We start from the raw sequence: 23,088 nt of genomic DNA on the forward strand, positions 1-23,088 counted from the left end.
GGGGCTCTGTGCCTTGGTCAAAATGTTTCCCACTCTTCATCGGCTGTCGCCTTGCTTGTTTTAACATGAGCACGCTTCACGGGAAGCGGGTCATGCGACAAGGCGGGGGTTGCTGAGCGTGACCGCCCTGTGTTTTCCGAGGTCTGCTCCTGCTCTCTCACAGCGGCGACAGGGACCTGCTCGAGTCCGGTGCCACGCAGCCGGAAGACACGAATTGCCCTGTCGAGAAGCTCCGCCTGACGCTGCAGATCGCCTGCCGCCCGTGCGCTCTGTTGCACGCGCTCGGCATTCTGCTGGGTCACCTGGTCCATCTCGGTGATGGCCTGGTTGATCTGGCCGATGCCGCTGCTCTGCTCCTCGGACGCTGCCGTGATCTCGCCCATGATGTCATTGACCCGCTGCGAGGCCGTCACCACCTCGGCCATCGCGCTCTCGGCGCGCTGTACCTGGCTGGCGCCCTCATGGATCTCGCTGGCCGAGCCGTCGATCAACTGGCGGATCTCCTTGGCGGCATCCGCGCTGCGTCCGGCCAGGTTGCGCACCTCACCGGCTACCACGGCGAAGCCACGCCCCTGCTCACCCGCCCGCGCCGCCTCCACCGAGGCGTTCAACGCCAGGATGTTGGTCTGGAAGGCGATCGAGTCGATCACGTTGATGATGTCCTTCATCTTCTCGGCGCCGGCCGTGATGCGCTGCATGGTCTGCACCACGCCATGCATCAGCTCGCCGGTGTCGCGTACGCGCCCGGCATTGTCCAGGGCCAGACCGCTGGCTTGCCGCGCATTGTCGGTGTTCTGCTGCACCGTGGTAGTCATCTCCTCCATGCTGGAGGCGGTCTCCTGCAGCGAGGCGGCCTGCTGCTCGGTGCGCGCCGAGAGGTCCTCGTTGCTACTGGCGATGGAACGCGATGCCGGGGTCACGACGTCGATGCCTTGTTGAACGCTGCGAGTGGTGCTGTAGAGGCTCTTGCGCATGGTATTCAGCGCACCGAGCAGCACACCGATTTCGTCGCGCGCACGATCGGGGGAGCGTACCGCCAAGTTGCCCGCAGCGATCTGCAGGGTGAAATCAACGGCGCGGCGCACCGGGCGAGTAATCGCCCGCAGGGTCCAGAACCCCAGCAGGATCAGGAACAGGATGCCGATCGTCAGTGCCGCAATTTGGCCCGTGAGCATTACGGCTTGGCCGCGCTCGGCCTCTTCGGCCAGTTGGTTGGCATAGTCGAGCTTGCCCTCGACCAGTACGTTGATGCTCTGGCTGATGGCATCGACTTCCGGGCGCAGCACATCGTTATAGGCTTCATAGGCGGCAAAGCCGCTGCCGTCTATCAGCGCTTGCAGCGTGGGTCGGATGCCGTTGTCGACGGCGACGCCAAGCTGGGCATCGAGAGCAGTGACTTCTTCGCGGGCGGTATCCTCGCCGTCGAGGAAGCTTACCCAGGAGGCATCGATTCGCTCGACGACACCTTCGGATTGATCGGCCAGCTCTTGAATCTGCTCCAGACGCAACGCCCTGGGGTTGCGTACCGGACGCTCCAGGTCGGTCGTCAACTGGCTCAGCAACTGGTCGATACGCTGAAGATCGGCGATATCCTGCACGCCGTTGCCGTTGATTTGGGCTACGCGGTCACCCGATACCTTGAGGCCGTGGAGTCCCACGCCCCCGCTGAGCAGCAACAGCAATACCGGCACCAGGGTCAGGGCGATCAGCTTGGCGCGGATGGTATGAAGGTTGATCCGCGAGAGCGCACCCAGCAGTCCGCGCCGCACCAATTGGCCCTGCCTTACGGCCAGTTTCTGTCGCCCTTCACGAAGCTGGGCATAGGCGCGAGCTGCCGCTTCGGCGACAGCCGCATCGGGACGCGTGCGTACTGAGGTGTAGCCCTGGCACTTGTCCTCCTCGAGAATCGGCGTGACCGTCGCCTGTACCCAGTAGTGGTCACCATCCTTGCGCCGGTTCTTGATCACCCCTTGCCAGGAAGCGCCCTTCTTTATCGTCTTCCACAGATCGTCGAAGGCCTCCTGCGGCATGTCGGGATGACGAATCAGGTTATGCGGAGCACCGATGAGCTCCTCATGGGAATAACCACTGACTTCGACGAACGCCGAATTGGCGTAGGTGATCCGCCCCTCCAGATCCGTGCGAGTGATAAGCAGGTGCTCATCGCTCAACTTGAATTCCCGCTGTGTCACCGGCTGATTGTCGCGCATAATTATTATTCCTGTGCCGCTCTGGGTGAGTCCATCGGTACGACTTGCCTTCAGAAAGTCTCCCACTCTTCTTCCACGACGTGCTTGCTCGCTTTGGCAGGAGCCCGCTTGGCGGGGCGCGGATCGTGCTGCAACCCAAGCGCCATGGTCACTGGCTCCCTGCCGGCAGGCTGGTGCCCTTGCCCCTTTGGCTGGCTGGACACGATTTCGGGGCCAGCCCCGCGCAGGCGGTAGACACGAATGGCCTGGGCCAGTTGCTCTGCCTGGTGCTGCAGATCGCCTGCCGCCCGCGCGCTCTGTTGTACGCGCTCGGCATTTTGCTGGGTCACCTGATCCATCTCGGTGATGGCCTGGTTGATCTGGCCGATGCCGCTGCTCTGTTCCTCGGACGCCGCCGTGATCTCGCTCATGATGTCATTGACCCGCTGCGAGGCCGTCACCACCTCGGCCATCGCACTCTCGGCGCGCTGCACCTGGCTGGCCCCCTCGTGAATCTCGCTGGCCGAGCCGTCGATCAACTGGCGAATCTCCTTGGCGGCATCCGCGCTGCGTCCGGCCAGGTTGCGCACCTCACCGGCCACCACGGCGAAGCCACGCCCCTGCTCACCCGCCCGCGCCGCTTCCACCGAGGCGTTCAGCGCCAGGATGTTGGTCTGGAAGGCGATCGAGTCGATCACGTTGATGATGTCCTTCATCTTCTCGGCGCCGGCCGTGATGCGCTGCATGGTCTGCACCACGCCATGCATCAACTCGCCGGTATCGCGCACGCGGCCAGCGTTGTCCAGCGCCAGGCCGCTGGCTTGCCGCGCATTGTCGGTATTCTGCTGCACCGTGGTGGTCATCTCCTCCATGCTGGAGGCGGTCTCTTGCAGCGAGGCGGCCTGCTGCTCGGTGCGCGCCGAGAGGTCCTCATTGCCACGAGCGATGGAACGCGATGCCGGGGTCACGACGTCGATGCCCTGCTGCACACGCTCGGTAGTGCTGTAGAGACTCTTGCGCATGGTATCGAGCGAGCCGAGCAGCGCGCCGATCTCGTCGCGCGTCTGCTTCGGCGTCGCCACCGCCAGGTTGCCCGAGGCGATCTGCAAGGTGAAATCGGACGCGCGGCGTACCGGCCGGGTAATCGCCCGCATGATCCACAAACTTATGACCAGCAGCAGCACGAAGCCGAGCGCCATGAAACCCAGTTGTCCCATCAGCATCTGCTGTTGCCCCTGCTCGGCCTCTTCCGCCATGCCCAGCGCCGCCAGGCGCTGCTGCTCGATCAGTTGGTTCACCTGGGTGATCAGGGCATCCGCGCTTTCACGCAGCGACGCCGTCTGGTTGTTCAGCGCCATCATGGCATCGAAGGCTTCTTCTCCTCCCAACGCCTCGGCCATGGGGGCCAAGCCATCGGTCAGGAAGCTCGTCAAAGAAGCATCGAACTCGAGCGCCATCGGCGTACGGTTGACTTCGCGATCCAGGTAGTCGCCCCACAGCCCGGTAAGCTGCCCGGCGATACGGGAAAGTCCCTCGGCTCGCTGGTGCCGCTCGCCCAGGATATCCATGCGCTGCTCGGCGCTGAGCCCCTGCGGTCCCTCATTGACCAATTGGCCGAGCTGTTGCAGGCGTATGACGTCCTGCAAGCCGTCACGGTTCAGCTCCGCCAGACGCTGCCCCGATGCCTCCAGACCATAGAGCCCCACGCCGCCACTGATCGCGAGCAGCAACAGTGCCGAAAAGGTGAGCATGGAGAGGCGAGCGCGGATGGAGTGCAGGTTGATACGCGCCAGCCAGCCCAGTGGACCCCGGCGCACCAGTCTGCCTTTACGAATGGCGAGGCCGGAACGTCCGGCGCGAATCCTCGCATAGGCACGTTCAGCGGCTTCTGAAGTGCCAGCTTCGACGACTGTACGGACCGAGGTATAGCCGAGACACTTGCCTTCCTCGACAATCGGCGTGACCGTAGCCCGCACCCAGTAGTGGTCGCCATTCTTGCGCCGATTCTTGACCAACCCCTGCCAGGATCCGCCTTTCTTGACCACATCCCACAGATCGGCAAAGGCCTCCACCGGCATGTCGGGGTGACGAATGATGTTATGGTTCGCCCCGATGAGTTCGTCATGCTCGAAGCCGCTGACCTCGACGAAGGCAGCGTTGGCATAGGTAATCCGGCCATCAAGGTCGGTACGGGTGATCAGAAGCTGCTGATCGCCCAGCTGGTATTCCCGTTGCGTGACTGGCTGATTGTTGCGCATTTACAAGTTCCCCGTACCGGCTTTATTCGTCAGGGGTGGAGTACGGGCGTATGCTTCCCTGCCTCCACCTAACCAGGAGCTCTACCGCCTCAGAACGAGGCCCACTCTTCTTCTATTTTTTCGTTTCTCGACCCACTCGATGCGTCGTTGGCACCATTAGAGCGACCGGAAGGCAGCGGATCGCGATGTACTGCTGACGGCAGGGCCTTCGCCGGCTCTGCTTGATGGCTCATGCGCTCCGTGCGCTGGCGTGCGCTAGAGGACTCCTCCGCCTGCCCAGCCAGCCGGAAGCGCAATACGGCCTCGCGCAGGCGAGCGGCCTCGGCCTCGAGCTGGGTCGCCGCCGTGGCGGCCTGTTGCACCAACGCCGCATTCTGCTGAGTCACTTGATCCATCTGGGTCACGGCCTGGTTGACCTGACCGATACCGTTGCTCTGCTCCAGCGAGGCCGAGGCGATCTCGTTCATTATGTCGCTTACCCGCTGAACAGCGGCCACGATCTCACCCATGGTCTGGCCGGCCTGGTCCACTCGGGCAGTACCGACATCCACCTTCTCGAGAGAAGCCTTGATCAGCACCCGGATCTCACCTGCCGCCGAGGCGCTGCGCCCCGCAAGGTTGCGTACTTCCTGAGCCACCACGGCGAAGCCACGGCCGTGCTCGCCGGCACGTGCCGCTTCGACCGAGGCGTTCAAGGCGAGGATATTGGTCTGGAACGCAATCGTGTCGATGACACCGATGATGTCGGACATCTTGTGCGAGCTTTCGCTGATGTCGTGCATGGTCGAGACGACCTCACCGACCACCTCGCCCCCCTGGGCGGCGGTGCGCGATGCCTCGGCGGCCAGTTGGCTGGCCTGGCGCGCATTGTCGGCGTTCTGTTCCACCGTGGAAGCCAGTTCCTCCATGCTGGAAGCGGTCTCGGCCAACGAGGCGGCCTGCTGTTCGGTGCGGGACGACAGCTCGCCGTTGCCTTCGGCGATCTCCTGGGCCCCCAGGTAGATGCTCTCGCTGCTGCTGCGCACGGTGCCCACCGTGCCCGACAGTCCGTCCTGCATGTGCCTGAGCGAAGTGAAGAGACGCCCAATTTCGTTGTTGCCGCGGTTTTCCACCGGCTGGGAGAGATTGCCCTGCGCCAAGCCCTCGAAGTACCCGACCAGACGGGCGAGTGGTCGCAGCACGTTGACGCTGATGCCCCAGACCACGATGCCCATGACCACTGCCGAACCCGCCAGCATGGCAACGATCGCCAGGCGTATCAGATCGGCCGTAGCGGTAAACGATGCCTGGTAGGCAGCGCCAGACTCCGCCGCATGCGGTGCCATGGCAGCGACGGCGGTACTACCTTGCTGCAGCGCATAGAGGCCCAAGGCACTCAGCGCGACAAGCATCGCGCAGAAGAACAGCAGTACCAGAAACCAGCTGGCCCGGACTGTCAGGTTGTCGAGATACTTCACGTCATCCCCTCGTGAGCGGCGTGCGAAAACATCGTCTTAAATACGGACATCGGCAAGCAGGCGGCGAACTTTAGTTCAGCCTTACTTCACTCAGCCACGCGTTCGACCAGTTCCATCTCGTCGCTGGTCAGCAGCTTGTCGATATCGACGATCACCAGCATGCGATCCTCGAGGCTACCCAGCCCGCTGAGGAAGTCCGACGAGAGGGTCACGCCGAATTCAGGTGCCGGCTTGATCTGGTCGGGCGAGAGCGTCATCACGTCGGACACGCCATCGACGACGATACCGACGACCCTGTCCTCGACGTTGACCACGATGACCACGGTCTGGCCGCCGTACTCCACCTTGTCGAGGTGGAACTTGATGCGCAGGTCGACGATGGGCACGATGACCCCGCGCAGGTTGGTCACGCCCTTGATGAAGTCCGGCGCGTTGGCGATGCGCGTGACGTTCTCGTAGCCCCGAATTTCCTGCACCTTGAGGATGTCGACGGCATACTCTTCGTCACCCAGCGAGAACACCAGGAATTCACGGTTGTGGGCTTCGGCTGCGGCCAATGTTGCATCTTTCAATTGGTTCATGATCAGGTCTCCAGCGCTTTGTCGGTAAGAGCTTCGAGTGATTGCAGTTCGCGTTCGGGCCGGCGCTTTTCTTTCTTGGCACGGCTGAGGCGATGCAGGCCGGTAATATCGAGGATCAGCGCCACGCTGCCATCCCCGAGGATGGTCGCGGCCGATACTCCCGGCACCTTGCGGTAGTTCGTTTCCAGGTTCTTGACCACTACCTGCTGCTGACCGACCAGGTCGTCCACCAGCAGGGCATAGCGACGCCCCTCACCCTGCACGATCACGGCGATGGTTTCGGTGAGCTTGGTCTTGGCGTTGGGTACGTCCAGCGCCTCGTGCACCGCCACGACCGGCAGGTACTCGTCACGGACCTTGAGCACCACGTCGTCACCGGCCATGGCGTACAGGTCCTCCTTGGCCGGCTGCAGCGACTCGAGTACGGCGGATAGCGGCAGGATGAACATCTCGTTGCCGACCTTGATCGACATGCCGTCCAGTATCGCCAGCGTCAGCGGCAGCACGATGCGAATAGTGGTGCCTTCGCCTGGCTGGGACATGATCAACACATGCCCGCCCATGCCCTGTATGTTGCGTTTGACCACATCCATACCGACACCGCGACCGGAGACGTCGGTCACTTCCTTGGCGGTAGAGAAGCCCGGGGCGAAGATGAGCTGCCACACCTCGTCGTCGCTCATGGTGTCGGAAACGGGCAAGCCGTTCTCGCGCGCCTTGGCCAGTAGCCTGTCGCGGTTGAGACCGGCACCATCGTCAATCACTTCGATGACGATGTTGCCGCCCTGATGTTTGGCCGAAAGTACCAGCTTGCCGGTACGCGGCTTGCCTGCCGCCTCGCGCACGTCGGGCGGTTCGATGCCATGGTCGAGGCTGTTGCGCACCAGGTGCGTCAGCGGGTCGATGATGCGCTCGGTCAGGCTCTTGTCGAGCTCGGTGGATTCGCCTTCGGTGACCAGCTCGATCTCCTTGCCCAGCTTGCCGGCGGTCTCACGCACGACCCGGGGAAAGCGGCTGAAGACGAAATCCATCGGGATCATGCGGATCGACATTACCGATTCCTGCAGGTCCCGGGCATTACGCTGCAGCAGGCTCATTCCATTGAGCAGCGCGCTGTCGGCGACTCCCTCCATTTCGCTGACGGTCTGGTCGAGCATCGACTGGGTGATAATCAGTTCGCCAACGAGGTTGATGATCTGGTCGACCTTGTCGACGGAAACACGAATGGAAGAACTCTCGGGCCCTTTTGCCTTGGCCTTGCCGCGGGCAGGCTTCGAAGCGTCATCGTTTGTCGCTTTCGGGGTCGGCCGACTTACTGGTTTATCGGCAGGCTTGGGAGTGTCAGTCGCCTTGACGGCATCCACCGATGCCGGCGTTGCGGCTGTTTTCTCCGCACTTGCCGCTTCACTGGCGGCACCGGCGGGGCTGATGTGCAGCTGTTCGGCATCGATGATGAAGCCCATCACCGCCTCGATATCGTCATTGCTGACAGAGGAAGCCAGGACGACCTCGTAGCAGGCTTCGTCACCCTGCTGTGAAACCACCTCGCCCAGTTGGCCCAGTTCCTCGACGAGAAGCTGGCGATCCTTCTCTCCCACATTCAAGAGTGTGACGACTCGCTCCCCTTCACCGGCGACGAGAGGCGTGTCGGCTGTCTCCTCGGACTGGCCGGAGGCGGCAGGTCTGATCTGAAACTGATCGCCATCGATGATGAAGCACATCACGGCTTCGATATCGTCATCGCTATCGCTGGAGACGAGCACGACTTCGTAGCGCTGCTCGTCGCCCTGGTGTGAGACCACTTCTCCCAACTGCCCCAGTTCCTCCACCAGCAACTGGCGATCTTTCTCGCCCACGTTCAGCAGCGTCACGATACGCTGCTCGCCATCGGCAGGCTTAGCCTCTTCAGGCTGTTTGTCCGGGGCGGCCTCGGCGACTGGCTCGGCCTTCGGTGGCGGTGTCGCTGAGGCACCGCCATCCAGATCCTGACCGATTTCCTCCAGCGCCAGCCGCTGCAACGTCTCGCAGATACGCTCGAAGGCCTCTTGATCGGGCTCGTCGCTATTGCGGTAGGCATTTAGCTGATCACTGAGCATGTCCTTGGTTTCCAGAAAGATATCGACGATATCCCGGCGCAGCTTGAGCTCGCCCTTGCGGGTATGGTCGAGCAGGTTTTCGAACAGGTGAGTGGTTCTCTGAAGCACGTCGAAACCGAACGTGCCGGCACCGCCCTTGATCGAATGGGCCGCACGAAAGATGGCATTGAGCTGTTCGGTATCCGGCTCGTCCACGTCGAGCTCAAGCAGGTAGCGCTCCATGTCGGCCAGCAGCTCTTCGGCTTCCTCGAAGAAAGTGTCATAGAAATCCGTGATATCCATGCGCTTCACCCACCTGATGTAAAATTGGTTTTGTCCAACGCCTTACTCTCGCTTCCTACTCGGGATTGAGAGCACGACGCAGGCCTTCAGTGAACTGTTGTACGGGAACCTGATCGGCTTCGCTGTCAGAGCGGGTGCTCATCGGGCTCGGCACGCCGGGGCCGTTCAGAATGTTCGGACGGCGAATATACTCCGCAACCTCCGGCAACAGCACCAGCAGCTCGATTCGACGGTTATCCGCATCGAACGGATCGGTATCGGGTAGCAGCACACGGTCGGCGAAGCCTGATACCCGCAGCAGCTTGTCCGAGTCGAGCCCACCGGCCACCAGCTCTCGGCGAGAGGCATTGGCTCGACCGTTTGACAGCTCCCAGTTGCTGTAGCCTCGATACCCACCCGCGTAGGGGCGACTATCGGTGTGACCGCCGATGCTCAGGTCATTGGGCAGATCGTTGAGCAGCGGTGCGATAGTCCGTAACAGGTTGCGCATGTAGGGTTCGACGCGGTCGCTGCCGATGGCAAACATCGGCCGCTGCTCGGTATCGAGCAACTGGATACGCAACCCTTCGGGCGTCAGGTCGAAGCGCATCTGCTGGCGCAGTTCACGCAGCTCGGGGTCGGCTTCGATCACCGTCTCTATGCGCCGCTGCAGGTCCATGAAGAAGCGCCGCTGTTGCTCGCTTGGGCGCGAAAACTCCCGAGTATCGATTCTGGCCCGCTCTCCTTCACTGTGGGCCGGATCGGGGCCGCCACCGGGAATGACCTTGGTGCTGCCGGCACGATCCCCGCCGGTGACCGCACTGACGAGCGGCGTACTGAAGTAATCGGAGACGCCCTCACGCTGCTCCGGGCTTGCCACAGAGAGAATCCACATGACCAGAAACAGCGCCATCAACGCCGTCATGAAGTCGGCCAGGGCGATCTTCCAGCTGCCACCATGGTGAGCGTGGACTACTTTCTTGCGCCGAATGATGATCGGGCGCTTGTCGCCACCCGCACTCATTCTGCTGCCGCACCCGACTTGGCGTTACGTACGTACTCCTCGAGTTCGGTGAACCCAGGACGCTCAGCGGTATGCAGCGCCTTGCGGCCGAACTCGACCGCCAACTGCGGCGCGTAGCCGTGCAGACTGGCCAATAGAGTGATGCGGATGCACTGGAGCATTTTCTCCGCCTCCTTGACCTGGCGTTCAATGCTGCTCGCCACCGGATTGATGAAGCCATAGCCCATCAAGATGCCGAGGAAAGTACCGACCAGGGCGTGGGCGATCATCTGCCCCATCTCCTCGGGGCCCGCATCGGCGTATGTCAGCGCCTTCACCACCCCCATGACTGCCGCGACGATGCCGAATGCCGGCATGGCATCGCCCACTTTGGCAATGGCATCCACTGGAATATGTGCTTCCTGCTCGAAGGTCTCGATCTCGTGGAGCATCAATTCATCGATCTCCATCGGATCCATGCCGCCGGCCACCATCAGGCGCAGGTAGTCGGTCATGAAATTCATGATCATCGGGTCGGCCAGCACCGTGGGGTGCTCCTGAAACAGAGCGCTTTCCTGGGGGGTGTCGATATCGCGCTCGATGCCGAGCATGCCTTCGCGACGCACCTTGGTCAGCAGCTTGAACTGTACCGCCAGCAGCTCCATGTACATCTGCTTGTTGTACTTCTTGGTACGTCGCAGCTTGGGAATGATCTTGAACGTCGCCTTGATCGCCTTGCCGTTATTGGCGGCAATGAAGGCCCCTACCCCAGCCCCACCGATGATCAGCAGCTCGGTCGGCTGATAGAGTGGTCCGAGATAGCCCCCGGCCAGCACATAGCCGCCGAAGACGCACATTAAGACTACGAAGTACCCTAGTAGAATCAGCACAACCGATACCCTTTAATGGATGTAAGCCATCGTTATCACTACTTATCGGCCAAGCGTTGCCACACTTGAGGCCTGGCAGCCAAAAAGAGAACGCCAGCTCGCTCACCTGCCCACTCGGCGCCTCCTTACAGCAAGACGCCGCCCGAAGGCGGCGTCTTGTTACGCAGGCATGTGATGAGGCGTCAGCAGCGTCAACCGACTCGCTTGAGCGAAACCTCACGGCTAACGGCTTCCTCCGCCTCACGATCGCGGCGCTTGCGGGTCTTGCCGGCACGCGAGGGCGGCATGCAGATACCGCAGACGTAGTCCTGATCCGGCGTGTGCGCATGGGCGACGAAATGGCCACTGCAACTGTTGCAGGTAGACAGCTGCAGCAGATCGCTCTCGAAGAACCTGACCAGGGTCCAGGCGCGTGTCAGCCCCAGCACCGGCTCGGCCTGATCGATGCTGACCTGCTCGCTGTAGAGCCGGTAGGCCGTGACGAAGGCCTGCATACGCTCGCACTTCTGCTCTTCGATCAGGCTGCGATAGACGTTATAGAACAGCGAGGCATGTACGTTCGGTAGCCAGGTAATGAACCAGTCGGTGGAAAAGGGCAGCATGCCCTTGGGCGGTGACATTCCCCGCACTTCCTTGAACAGACGGATCAGACGGGCACGGCTCAGGTCGGTCTCGGTTTCCAGCACCTGAAGGCGAGCGCCCAGCTCGATCAGCTCAATGGCAAGCTGGACCTGCTGCATTTCCTCGACAAGGCTTTTCTGGGACATCGCTCACGCCCCCCGTGACATGGATACGGTTCCACGGCCCGCCATCAGCAACGAGGCGTGGAACTGCGACAATCCATTGTCACGGGGGTTATCGACCACTTGACGCAACTGCTCGGCGCCCTCGAAGCCGAAGTGACAGAGCAGCTGATTGGTGCGCGCCAGACGGGTCAGCTGGACAGCACCAAGAGACACGAGCAGATCGGCGGTTTCGTCATCGATCTTGAGACGGAACATCGCCGCCGCGCGGTCGTCATTGAGCAGACGCTGGGCCAGCAGCAGATAGGCAAGGTTCAGCTCCTGGATCTCATCCAGGTGATTCGCGTTTGTCATTTCAGTTTCCCTGCACGCTATTGATTTGCGTGTCCTTTGTTTTTTGTAATGCGCTTATTCAGGACTACGGCCTAGAGATACGTCGTGTTACGCAACGAGGTCACCAGGCAGCACCTGATTAAGGACATATCTCACACACATGCATTGTGACCACTGTTTTGATACCTGCCAACCTTTCTAAACGCAAGGAGCTTTCAGACCAAAGGCTGAGGAAGCTAAGCCTTTCGGACTAAATTGTTAACGTCTTGTACGCGAACATAAAAAAAGACACAGATGTGTCTTGACATAAACAAGAAAGTGCGCAATGCGTTACAATTTTTTACAAAGTAAACTTCTGCTCATTCAACGGAGCTCTTGCGCTTCGGCAATTTCATACACCCATACGAGCAATTCAGCGATCACTTGATACAGCATCGGCGGGATCCGCTCATCCAGATCCAACCCCATCAGCAACGATACCAGCTCGGGCGCATCGTGAACGTAGATTCCCTGTCGCGTGGCCTCGGCCAGAATCCGCTCGGCCATGTCTCCATACCCTTTGGCCAGCACCCGCGGGGCATCGTCGCCGTCGCGATAGGCCAGCGCCACCGCCTGTCGGCGTCGCTCAGGCTTCGACTCCATCATCAGTTCCCCCTTTCTCCCTGTCCCAAGGGCGTGCATCGACCAGCACCGACGCCAACCCAGCATCCCGGAGTCGTTGTTCCAGCTGTGGCACTCCCCTTTCCAAGATCTGCAGAGTGGCATCATCCCTGGCCAGCAATTGCAGGCGAATACGCTTTTCCTGCAGCCACATCGCCACACGAATCTCACCCAGGCTTGGCACCGTTAGCTGGAGTTCGGAATGCCAGGCCTCTTGCTGCGATTCATCTTCCCCCTCTGCCGTGCCTTCATGCTCGTGTCGAGCCCCGGCCGGCAGTTGGATCATCAGCGCCATGAAGATGCCGGACCAGACATCCCCCTCCCAGCGCAAGACAGGCGTTACCAGCATCTCGAGCTGATGACGCACCAGCCCCTGAAGGCTCTCATGCACGGGTTCTCCACCAACCGAGCGTGAACGAATCAGCTGCTCGGCTGCCTCGCGACCGGCCAATTCCGGCCCTTCGGCTCGCGGCGCCCCCGGCTGTACCGCGTCACGCGCCTGGCCAGAAGCGGTCGCCTGGCTCTCGCCTCCAGCCCTCTCACCGCGTGCCGCCGCGGGATATAGCGACTCGGTGGCAATGTAGGAGTTGGCTGCGGAAGCAGCTTGTCCCTGCAGCGCTTGGCCAGGCAATGCCTGACCCGGCAATGCTTGGCCCGGCGCAGCTGGCGCGGGCTGAACCTGTCCTGCCGGCAGCATAACCTGCGCACCACTTGTCATCACAGAGCCAGCATTCGGTGCTGCCATGGATGCGCTAGAAGCTGCAGCAGGAGCGTTGCCCGGCGCTGCCGGCGTAAAGCGCAGCGTACGGAGCATTTGAGGCTCGCCTTCCAGTTGCTGTCGGCTCATCTCGCCGCGATACCAGCGCGAGAGATGCGACTCGTAGAACAGTCCGCTGTCGCGTACCCCGGTTTGCAACCGGGCGGCAAGAGTGGTGGCATTTGGGGGTTCGTCAGCCCTCATCAGTGGCGAGCCGGTGCTCAACACCGATGGTGGGGCAGGAAAACGTACCAGCAGGTCGGCGATGGTACGCGCCGAGGGGCTGAAATGGGTCTGAGAGGAAGCGGGAGGCAGTGCTGGGTCGCCGCGCGGCACCAGGCCATCGCCACGCGGGGCTGGAGTGCCCGTGCCAGGCAGCGGCGCCATACCCGGGCGACGCCCTTCCAGCCGCGAGTCGCTATGTAGTGCCCGCGGCCCCTCGCCCGGGTCGACCGGCCGAACCGGCTCGGTCAGATCACGGGGAGGGGCCGTATCGATACGTTTGCCCAGCACCTGGTGGAGCAGTGTATCGAGCAGTGGCGTGATGCCACTCACGGCGTCCCCGGGCCAAACTTGTCGGAGGCATCAACCACGGACGCCGCCTGTTTGCCGTAGCTGCGATGCAAATCGCGCTGCCGCCGGCTGGTATCCATGAGCTGGCCTAGCTCGCTGCGCCGCGCCATCAATTGTTCACGAATCTCCAGGTCATCGGCAAGAATGGCTTCCAGAAGCGCAGCCTTGCACTGCTTGCCGTCATCGTCGAGCACGGCCTCCTTGTCGAGCTGCCTGAGATGGTCGGCAAGCTGCAGGTAGCCGGACTGTCGTTCGATGAGCGCATCCCACTCACCGGCCCGAGCCAGTTCTAGCATGACAGAAACCTGCTGCCTGAGCCGGGTGTAGCCGTCAAGAACGGCTCGAGTGGGGGACATAGCCATATCAGCCTTGCACTCCCGCACCGCCTATTTCTCGCCACGCCGAGGCGATGTCGTCCAGCAGTTTCTCGGCCTGATCGAGGCTCTCCTGGTCGTTGTGCAGGTTGGCAACCAGCAGCAACCGACTGACATAGTCATACAACGAACCCAGCCGCTCGGCGATTTCGCCGCCCTTCTCGGTATCCAGGGCCGCCAGCAGCCCATTGTTGACGATATCGAGCGCCTTGGAGATAGACTTTCCCTTCTCCGCGATATTCCCCGCCTGCATATGGATGCGTGCCGCGCGAATGGCCCCCTGTGCCCCGTCGAACAGCATCACGATCAGCTGGTGCGGCGTGGCCGACATTACACCGCTCTCCACGCCAACACGCGCATAGGCTCCGGCACCACGGCCGTAAGCGCCTGCTCCTCGCATGGTACTCATGAATCGTTCTCCGAAATATCGTGGCTGCAAAAAGGTCACGATTTCTACATGGCAGTTTACGGATAGTTTGGCAGACTTCGCGCCAATGCTTCCCGTGAAAAGCCCGTGACCATGGGGTTATTTCGTACTATCGGCCCAGAGTGCACCAACTTTAGATGCGCGAAATCCATATCGCCGGCCCATGCTCCAACCCTCTCTCATGTCGAGATGGGAACCTCCTCGACCATCTCGCCCAGGCGCGACGTGATATTCCCTCGCAATACCTCCCCCATTGCCTCGCCGGGCGGAGTGACCTCTTCGGTAAGCTGTACCTGGAAGGGTTTGCCCTGTTGGTCGAGCCGCTGTATCCAGGCCAGCGTGCCATTGGAAAACCGCACCAACGACCCCACCGGGCGCAATCCGAAGCGCTGTACATATCGCTTCACCCAGCGCGGGTCGAACTGCTCGGGCGACTTGAGCAGGTGCCGGTACACGGCATCGATGCGCCAGGCGGGGCGATCGGGGCGACTGCGCCGCATGGCATCCACCACATCCACCACCGCGCTCATGCGCGCCAGCTCGGTTAGGCTATCGCTTGCGGCCCCACCGGGATAACCGCTCCCATCGAGCCGCTCATTGATACCGGCCACGACTGAGTGCATGACGCTTACCGCCAGCCACTGGCAACTCCCCAGGCGCTGCTGCAACAGACCCACGTGTTCATGAAGACGCGCATAACCTTCGGGACCCAGCGACTCGGCAGCCAGCAGGCCCGGGGGCAAGAGCCCCTTGCCCAGGTCATGCACCATTGCGCTGGCAGCCATTGCCTTGCGCACGTCGCGCGGCACCGAATTGCTGCTGGCCAGTGCCAACAGGTGCACGGCGACACCCAGCCCGTGACGGACCAACATCGGCTCCTGCCCCAGGCAGCGGGTGGCGAAGAGCAGCGCCTCGATGTCCTCCTCGGCCAGTTGAATCAGCATGTCGGCATGGCGAGACAGTTGAACGGAATCAATGTCGTCACCTTGCTGCAACTCGAGCAGTTGAGCATCGAGATAGCCCGCCACCCGCGCCAGCCGACGCGCCATCGGGGTGGGATAAGCCTGCAGGTTGCGCCGGCCGACTGGAGCAACTGCGCCGGCCGCTTGGCTCTGGAACAGCATCGACGGCAAGCGCCCAACATCGGCATCATCGCCATATCGCGATGATTCACGCTCGATCTCACGGACGAAAAACCACAGCTTGCGCTCCTGCTCGGCCGTATAGTTCTCGAACTGAAACCCCACTTTCAAGGCTTGGCGGTCGCTATCCGCCACCGTGTGACGGGGTAATGCCTGAATCGTGAAGCGCGTGCCGTTGGGGAAACAGAATTCGATCTCGACCAATACGGCCGCGGCAAGCAGCGTAGCGGCCGAAGAAGGCAGTTCCAGCTGACAGCCCTGCTGGGACAGATCCTTTAGGTCCCCCTGAACCGTAGCCTCACCTTCGGCGCTGCGCACGATGGCTCCCACTTCCATGCCCAGGCGCAAGCGGGCACGGAAGGCCTCGCGCCGCTGCAGTTCCTCGAGGTAATGCGGGTATTCACATCGGCACTGCACCCTTGAGTCCACCGTATCGATCTGCCGCGACTTGATCGCCGGCGTGCGGATCATCTTGCCCTGTACCTGGCCCAACAGGCGAAAGCCGATGCCGCGCTTCAGCTCGCCGGCAATCTCCCGCACGGCGGTAATGTCGAGCAGCAGCGATTGCGGTGCTGTCTGCTCCATCACCACCACCGGCATGGGCGTGCTATCGGGCCGGTCCAGCAGCAGCGAAGCTCCGCCAGGCTGGACCAACCGTTCCAGCAGTGCCTCGATCTCGCTTGGGCTCCCCACTCGAAGAAACTCATCCTGAACCTGCGCCATCCTCGCTACCCTGCCCCCTCAGCTAGTTATTGGTGCTTATTGTCTGAACGTGTCGGGTCGCTCGCCTACGCCTCGTCATCTACCGACGTGGTTGCGCCTGTCAACTGGCCGGACACAGCAGCCCGTTGCTTCAAATAGTCCTGTAACTTTTCGAGCGGCATCGGACGCGCAAAGAAAAAACCCTGAAATACGTCGCAGCCATGAGCCGCCAGGAAGTCGCGCTGCTGCGCTTGTTCGATACCCTCGGCCACCACCGCCAGCCCCAGGTGGTGGGCCATGGAGATGATGCCCTGAACGATGGCACTGTCATGACGATTGGTGGTGACGTCACATACGAAGCTGCGATCGATCTTGATCTTGCCGATCGGCAACTGCTTCAGATAGCTCAAGCTCGAGAACCCGGTACCGAAGTCATCGATGGAAACCTCGACGCCCATCTCGCGCAGGCAATGCAGTGTCTCGATGGCCGCCGCGGTATCGGCCATCAGGATGCCCTCGGTGAGTTCCAGTTCGAGATAATCTGCCGACAGGCCGGTTTCCTGCAGCACCTGCTGCAGATCGCCCAGAAAGTTGACGCGACGGAACTGTAATGGCGAAAGGTTGACTGAAACGCGATAACGCCCGTATCCCTCCGCAGCCAGGCGACACATGTCACGACATGCCTGGCGTAACACCCAAGCGCTGATGGGTCCGATCTGGCCGGTATCCTCGGCCAACGGAATGAACAGTGCCGGTGAGAGATACCCCTTGACCGGATGCTTCCAGCGAACCAGCGCCTCGAAACCGACCACCTGGCCGCTCCTGGCACCCAGCAAGGGTTGGTAATGCAATTCGAAGTTTTCTGCCTCGATCGCCTCCTGAAGATCATTGCGCAATGCCATGCGCTCGTTCACTTCATCATTGATATCGCTGGTGAAGCACTCCCAGGCATTGCGTCCCTTCTGCTTGGCACGGTACATCGCCATGTCGGCCTGCTGAATCAGCTCGACGGGACTTTCCAGCTCTTTCTGCAGGAAGGCGATGCCCACGCTGGCACCAATGTAGAGTTCGTGCTCGCCAACACGATAAGGGCGGCGAACCCGGGCCAGCAAGCGTTCGGCCAGGCGGATGGCCTCTTCTTCGCGCTCCAGTTCAGGTAGCAGAATGACGAATTCGTCGCTGCCGAAGCGAGCCAGCGTGTCGCCAGGATTGAGCTCCTCGCCCAGGCGTTGGCCGGCCTGGATCAGGATCTGGTCGCCCACTTCGTGTCCCAGGCTGTCGTTGATCGGCTTGAAATCATCCAGGTCGAGGAACAGCACCGCCAGGTGGCATCCGTGCCGCTGGGCGAGCAGCACATCATGCATCAGGTGATCCTCGAACAGCGAACGGTTGGCCAGCCCCGTCAACGCATCGTGGCTTGCATGATAGGAAAGCTTCGCCTCATAGGACTTGCGTTCGGAAATATCGTGCTGGATACCGATGAAGTGAGTAACGCTGCCCTTGCCATTCTTCACCGGAGACAGGTAGAGGTTGTTCCAGAACGGCGAGCCATCCTTGCGGTAGTTGCACAGCGTGACGTTGAGCTCGTGCTGTCCGGCAATCGCCTGCCTCAACTGCGTCATGGCCTCCGCATCGGTCTCGCTGCCTTGCAGGAAACGACAGTTGTGCCCCAGCACCTCGTCACGCCCGTAGCCGGTGATACGCTCGAACGCTTCGTTGACATAAATGATCGGATTATCGGGCTGCCGGGCATCGGTAATGACGATGCCGTTGATGCTGGCTTCAACGCTGCGTTGCAGTATGCGTAGCTCCGTCTCCTGCCGATGGCGCTCGGTCATGTCCTTGGCGATGCCATAGAAACCGATGACTCGGTCGTTGACCACGATGGGCAGGTTGGTCACGTCGAGATAGACGCTACGCCCCTCGCGGTGACAAATGGTGACCGTATAACGGAACGCCTCGCCCTTGTCGACCTCGACGTAGAGCGATTCGATGCGTTCCCGATCGTTCGCCTGTGCCAGTTTCGAGAAATGCAGGCCGATCAGCTGCTCGAGGGGATAGCCGGTCACGCTGCTGCAGGCGGCATTGGCGGTGGTGAAATTTCCTTTCAGGTCGAGGGAGAAGACAGCATCGGGATGATAGGTGAACATCGAGCGATAGCGCTGTTCGTTCTCCTTCAGTGCCCGTCGGTTACGCTCGCGCTCCACGGCCAGCGATACCAGCTCGACCGCCTCGATCACGCGCCGTCTGTCGCTCCGTGAGGGTTCGCCCGGCTGTGGATAGTAGATGGCGAAGGTGCCTAACACTTGCGCATTGCTGCTGATCACCGGATAAGACCAGCAAGCTTTTAGCCCATGCCGTGCTGTCAGTTCATGAAACCCATTCCAGCGCGGATCGCTGGCGATGTCGGCGCTTACCACGAAATCGCGAATATACGCCGCCCGGCCACAGGCGCCGTTCTCGGGGCCTATCGCCACGCCTTCTATCGCATCGCAATAGGCTTGCGGCAGGTTGACGCTGTAGAGCTGCTCCAGGCGGAGGCGAGCCTCGTCGCAAAGCATGATGGAAGCGATTCCGCCCGGCACCTGGGCCTCGATGATCCGGCAGATTGCCTTGAGGGTATCCTCCAGCGGCTGGTCACGCGCGATCAGCGTCTGCACGCGCTGCTGTGCACGCAAGTGTCGCTGGGTGCGCGCCAGAGCCAGCGAGCGGCGTTGGCTCAGGCCGGCCATCCCGAGGCTGAAAGCCAGCAGATAGGTCATGACCAACCCGCCCACGGCTACGCCCAGCGGTAGCAGGCCCGCCATGTTGGCCGAAAGCGGCCCACCGCCGTGGATACGCATGCCCACGGTAGCTCCACCGGGCAGCACTACCCAGCCACGCCGAAGCTCAACCCCACTCGCAGCGTCCTGTCGACGGTTGGCCACCATCAGGCTCGCGTTACGCTGGACGGAGAGTCGTAGCGGCGTGATCAGCGCGCTCACCTCCTCGCGAAACAGGCGCGTGAGATCGAGTACGGCGACCAGTTGGCCGTGAGCGGGAGGCGACAATGGCACGGCCATCAAGGCAAGTTCGGGACGTCGTTCGCCCGGCAGTACCCACCGCGGATAAGTCCCTCCCACCGCCAGCCAATCCAGCAGCCAGTCGTGTTCCTCTATCCAGCCCGACAGGTGAAAATCGTCTCTTTCCCGCCCCCAGCGAAACTCTTCGTCCAGCCCTGACTGCCAATGAAGGGAGTCCAGGCTCGGCATATCACGGAAGACATCGTCGACTTCCGATTCGCGGTAACTTTGCGGGGGGAGTCCTCCGAACTGCTCCCAGCGCGCGGCCATACGCTGTATTTCACGCTGCTTGTCATCGACCACGCGTTCAGCGTTCGCCTTGAAGGTGTAAAGCAACTCGGAGGCATGCCGAAGCTTGGCATCATGCTGTTGCCAAGTAAGGGCATACCAGGCAAGACCGCTGGCAAGAACCCCACCGATCACGGCCAGGATAATCGACCGACTCCATATGGGGGTAACGCTCGCGTGGCGTGCCATCATCATCATGGCCGCACCACTCAGCAGCGCAGGAAAGGCAGTGAAAGGCGTAGCGAAGGCGTTACCCCATGGGCCGGTAGCAAGCAGATCCGGCCACAACCCCGCGGCAACACTCACACCACCGACCAGGAAGAGAACGACGCCACCGAACCACCAGCATAGACGCGAGCGCGCCGAACCATTGCCCGCCATCAGGCATGCCGACGCGATCAATACCGCGACACTGGTAGCAGGTGTCAGGGGCGCCTGATCCAGGCTTAGCGCTTCGGGAACCACGCGTGGCCACCACGAAAGCAATGGCGCAAACAAACCAATAGGCAACAGCAGGGCTCCGCAGAGCTGCGCCGTTGGCCTATTTTTCAGCAGTGTTGCCAGCAGACCACTACCCACCAACAGCATGACGGGCAGGCTCACCCAGGTAGGCTGCCAGTCGCCAGGTAGCTGCCAGGCGGCCAGCCCGTTGATTATTCCCATGGCTAAAAGCAGCATCGGTACCAGTATCAACCAGGTATGCAGTGCTACTTGCTGTAGATTATTGGGCATTCCGCCCCCGCTCGCTAAATTGCCTGAATAATGTATCGGCAGCGAGCCGCAAGACTTGAGGATCTAGACAGAAGGAACTAGACGGGAGGATCGCCGGGATTCTGGGCCGCTACTACCTGGTTGCGTCCCTCGCGCTTGGCGCGATAGAGCGCATCATCGGCACGTTTGAGCGCCCCCTGGGCCGGCTCGTCCTGCTCCAGCCGGGTCACGCCAATGCTGGTCGTGATGGGTATGGGCTGCCCGTCATGGCTGGAAAACTCGGCTTTTTCCACGGCATCCCGGATGCGATCGGCAATCTCCATCGCTCTGGCCTGGCCACTGCCGACCAATATGATGACGAACTCCTCGCCGCCATAGCGTGCGACACAGTCGTGCCGGCGCGTCTGCCGCATCAATAGCTCGGCGAACTGGCACAGCACGCTATCGCCGACCGAGTGGCCGTAGCTGTCATTGATACGCTTGAAATGATCGAGATCGGCCATCAGCAGCGAACAGGGCACACTGCCAAGGCTATCCTGGCCTTCGGTGTCACGCTGCCAGGCCTGGACTTTTTCCAGGTGCTCCTCCAGCGCGCCGCGGTTGAAGAGACCGGTCAAGGGATCATGGGTAGCTTGTCGATAGAGCCGCAGCAACAGGCTGAGCTGGAAGTGGTTGGCCGCCAAGGAAACGACCAATAGGCTGGAGAGCAGCCAGACACTCTCCAAGCCGCGACCGGTCAGCCAGCTGCCATCTAACAGCTGGGAAAACGCCAGCAGCCCAAGCATGGCAAGGCCGGCAGCAAGCGACTCCAGCAGCGTGAAGGGAAAAACGCTCAGTGCCGCCACCAGCAAGAAGGGGATGAAGCCATACCCGACCAGACTGCCAACCTGCTCTGCTGGCAGCATGATCAGCACGAACAGATAGAACCCCGCCGGCAGCGCCAGCAGCATACCGGCACTGAAGCGGATGCGCCGTATCCGCTCGAGGCTGAAGTAGGCCAGCGTCAGTACACCCACCAGCCCCAGCAACAACCCTACCCTTCCCGCCAGGGTGTACCACAGCAATTCGCTCGGCAGTACCAGCGAGTCCACCACGATCCAGAGCGGCGAAAGCAGCGTAAAGATGAGACCAAGCGCCAGGACGCGGCTGCGCAGATAGCGCGCATGGGCGAAGGTGAAGTCGCGCGAATGGTGGCGGTTGCTCAAAGTATCGCGCAGGGCGCTCAAGCCGACGAACAGCTCATGCCCCACCTCGGGTGGCTCGGCCAGCGAATCCAGGCGACGGTTCTGGAACTCGCGGGTTTCATGAGGATTGCTGGAGAGCATGACATGGCCTTGTAGAGCGGCCGCACTTCGAGATGGCCGTAAACGGAAGCGCTGCACCTGTGCCTGAGCGAAGGATCACGATGCTGGTTCGTCGTTATATCAGAGCCTGCTCAACGTAACGAGACCCAAGGGTTTGACATGCGACAAACAACACGTCATTTAAGCGCCATTTCATCTTTCTCGTGGCAAAGCGGCTCGTGGCAAAGCGGCTCGTGGCAAAGCGGCTATCGACTGGAAGCGCCCCTCCGGGGTAAAGAAGAGTCGAAAGGTGCCATGAACCCCATCTCTGGCCACCACTCGACGCAGCGCTTCGGCCGGGAACATCACGCGCCGACCGTCCAGACTGCGGGCCACAACTTGCCCAACCCGCCCCTCGTAATGAGCAAGGCAGGCTTCGGCAGAAAGCTCCAGCACAACATCGATACACGGCATGCGTTTCTACCGATCCAGTGATTTACGTGCCTAGATAGTGGCAGACAAGCAGTGTTGAATCAGCGACTTCTCATCGATTGCCTTCGGCATTATTCTACCTTTCCCTCATACCAACGATAAGAGCCCAGTGCTCGTTGACGCAGGAACATCAAGCATGAACACACACTCTATCTGTCGCTTCACCAAGGTGGTTGTCGCCTCGATGTTGGGCTTGGCTCTCGGCAGCGCCCAGGCCCAGGAACCGGACTGGAGCGCCGAACCCAGCTATGGCAGCGTGCATCTTCAGGCCGGTTTCACTCCCGACCCCTGGGCCCAGAGCCTGCAGGCCGGAGGCTCCAACCAAGTCAGTGCGAAGCTGGGTCCCAACTGTACCGGGTACATCATGGCCAGCGCCCCGGACGTCGATCTGCACTATACCGCCGGCAGCATGCCGCTTTACGTCACCGCCACCTCAGGCAGCGACACTACCCTGATCATAAACGCACCCGATGGTCGCTGGTACTGCAACGACGACTTCAACGGTCTCGATCCCGTGGTCATGTTCCAGAATCCGCCAAGCGGAATGTACAACGTCTGGGTGGGCGTTCACGGCAGCGACCAGATGCAGCCGGCGACACTGACGTTTACCGAGCTGAACCCGACCCGCTGAACCTGCCGATCATCGCGCGGTGGGCACCAAAGGCGTGCCCACCGCCCTCGGCCCCATCTCGATCCTCTTACCGCGGCTAAACGCAATCCCAGTGGCAACTTCCCTCAACTGAACGGGGCAACGCTGGCCATTATAATGAGCCTGCGAAGTATTCAAACCTGAAACTTCAATCTTG

Annotated in this window: 18 protein-coding genes; 2 read left to right on the plus strand and 16 right to left on the minus strand. The window is 61.3% G+C overall.

Annotated features, from left to right (window positions below; all coding sequences use genetic code 11):
• Positions 1-17: 17 nt before the first annotated feature.
• The 16 genes from HNO52_RS12130 to HNO52_RS12210 form a co-directional block, all read right to left on the minus strand.
• Positions 18-2,210, minus strand: a complete 2,193-nt coding sequence (locus HNO52_RS12130; protein WP_197565560.1) for a methyl-accepting chemotaxis protein — start codon at positions 2,208-2,210, stop codon at positions 18-20.
• A 50-nt stretch (positions 2,211-2,260) separates the two neighbouring features.
• Positions 2,261-4,447 (minus strand): methyl-accepting chemotaxis protein, encoded by a 2,187-nt coding sequence (locus HNO52_RS12135; protein ID WP_197565561.1) that lies wholly within the window; start codon positions 4,445-4,447, stop codon positions 2,261-2,263.
• A gap of 89 nt (positions 4,448-4,536) precedes the next feature.
• A complete protein-coding gene (locus tag HNO52_RS12140; protein ID WP_197565562.1) occupies positions 4,537-5,904 on the minus strand; it encodes a methyl-accepting chemotaxis protein in 1,368 nt (455 codons plus the stop codon).
• Between the two features lie 86 nt (positions 5,905-5,990).
• Entirely contained in the window at positions 5,991-6,485 is a 495-nt protein-coding gene (locus HNO52_RS12145; RefSeq protein WP_197565563.1) for a chemotaxis protein CheW, read from the minus strand.
• A 2-nt stretch (positions 6,486-6,487) separates the two neighbouring features.
• Positions 6,488-8,863, minus strand: a complete 2,376-nt coding sequence (locus tag HNO52_RS12150) for a chemotaxis protein CheW (RefSeq protein ID WP_232090267.1) — start codon at positions 8,861-8,863, stop codon at positions 6,488-6,490.
• 55 nt (positions 8,864-8,918) lie between these two features.
• Positions 8,919-9,866, minus strand: coding sequence for a flagellar motor protein MotB (gene motB / locus HNO52_RS12160; RefSeq protein WP_197565564.1), 948 nt, complete (start codon positions 9,864-9,866; stop codon positions 8,919-8,921).
• Positions 9,863-10,735, minus strand: a complete 873-nt coding sequence (gene motA, locus HNO52_RS12165) for a flagellar motor stator protein MotA (protein ID WP_197565565.1) — start codon at positions 10,733-10,735, stop codon at positions 9,863-9,865. Before motA ends, motB begins: the two co-directional genes overlap by 4 nt.
• A 191-nt stretch (positions 10,736-10,926) precedes the next feature.
• Complete coding sequence (gene flhC / locus HNO52_RS12170) at positions 10,927-11,502, minus strand: flagellar transcriptional regulator FlhC (RefSeq protein WP_197565566.1); 576 nt, start codon at positions 11,500-11,502, stop codon at positions 10,927-10,929.
• A gap of 3 nt (positions 11,503-11,505) precedes the next feature.
• The gene (flhD, locus tag HNO52_RS12175) at positions 11,506-11,832 is read right to left on the minus strand and encodes a flagellar transcriptional regulator FlhD (RefSeq protein ID WP_197565567.1); all 327 of its coding nucleotides are present in this window, start codon (positions 11,830-11,832) and stop codon (positions 11,506-11,508) included.
• Positions 11,833-12,174: 342 nt separating this feature from the next.
• On the minus strand, positions 12,175-12,456 hold the full coding sequence (locus HNO52_RS12180) for an EscU/YscU/HrcU family type III secretion system export apparatus switch protein (protein ID WP_442907051.1): 282 nt from the start codon (positions 12,454-12,456) through the stop codon (positions 12,175-12,177).
• Positions 12,437-13,783 (minus strand): flagellar hook-length control protein FliK, encoded by a 1,347-nt coding sequence (fliK, locus tag HNO52_RS12185; RefSeq protein WP_197565568.1) that lies wholly within the window; start codon positions 13,781-13,783, stop codon positions 12,437-12,439. The genes HNO52_RS12180 and fliK overlap by 20 nt, the downstream gene beginning before the upstream one ends.
• On the minus strand, positions 13,780-14,163 hold the full coding sequence (locus HNO52_RS12190) for a flagellar protein FliT (RefSeq protein ID WP_197565569.1): 384 nt from the start codon (positions 14,161-14,163) through the stop codon (positions 13,780-13,782). Before HNO52_RS12190 ends, fliK begins: the two co-directional genes overlap by 4 nt.
• A gap of 1 nt (position 14,164) precedes the next feature.
• Complete coding sequence (fliS, locus tag HNO52_RS12195) at positions 14,165-14,584, minus strand: flagellar export chaperone FliS (RefSeq protein WP_197565570.1); 420 nt, start codon at positions 14,582-14,584, stop codon at positions 14,165-14,167.
• A 197-nt stretch (positions 14,585-14,781) separates the two neighbouring features.
• Positions 14,782-16,437 (minus strand): HD domain-containing phosphohydrolase, encoded by a 1,656-nt coding sequence (locus HNO52_RS12200; protein ID WP_232090269.1) that lies wholly within the window; start codon positions 16,435-16,437, stop codon positions 14,782-14,784.
• Between the two features lie 95 nt (positions 16,438-16,532).
• Positions 16,533-20,528 (minus strand): EAL domain-containing protein, encoded by a 3,996-nt coding sequence (locus HNO52_RS12205; RefSeq protein ID WP_232090270.1) that lies wholly within the window; start codon positions 20,526-20,528, stop codon positions 16,533-16,535.
• A gap of 77 nt (positions 20,529-20,605) precedes the next feature.
• On the minus strand, positions 20,606-21,832 hold the full coding sequence (locus tag HNO52_RS12210; protein ID WP_197565572.1) for a GGDEF domain-containing protein: 1,227 nt from the start codon (positions 21,830-21,832) through the stop codon (positions 20,606-20,608).
• A gap of 138 nt (positions 21,833-21,970) precedes the next feature.
• Between HNO52_RS12210 and HNO52_RS21485 the strand changes: the two genes are divergently transcribed.
• Both HNO52_RS21485 and HNO52_RS12220 read left to right on the plus strand, forming a co-directional pair.
• Positions 21,971-22,285 carry a hypothetical protein gene (locus tag HNO52_RS21485; protein WP_442907052.1) on the plus strand — a complete coding sequence of 105 codons (315 nt, stop codon included), beginning with the start codon at positions 21,971-21,973 and terminating at the stop codon, positions 22,283-22,285.
• A gap of 133 nt (positions 22,286-22,418) precedes the next feature.
• Complete coding sequence (locus tag HNO52_RS12220) at positions 22,419-22,913, plus strand: hypothetical protein (RefSeq protein WP_197565574.1); 495 nt, start codon at positions 22,419-22,421, stop codon at positions 22,911-22,913.
• The last annotated feature ends 175 nt before the right edge of the window (positions 22,914-23,088 follow it).

Origin of the sequence: Halomonas sp. MCCC 1A13316 (assembly GCF_014931605.1) — a bacterium.
In the GTDB taxonomy this organism is placed as follows: Bacteria; Pseudomonadota; Gammaproteobacteria; order Pseudomonadales; family Halomonadaceae; genus Halomonas.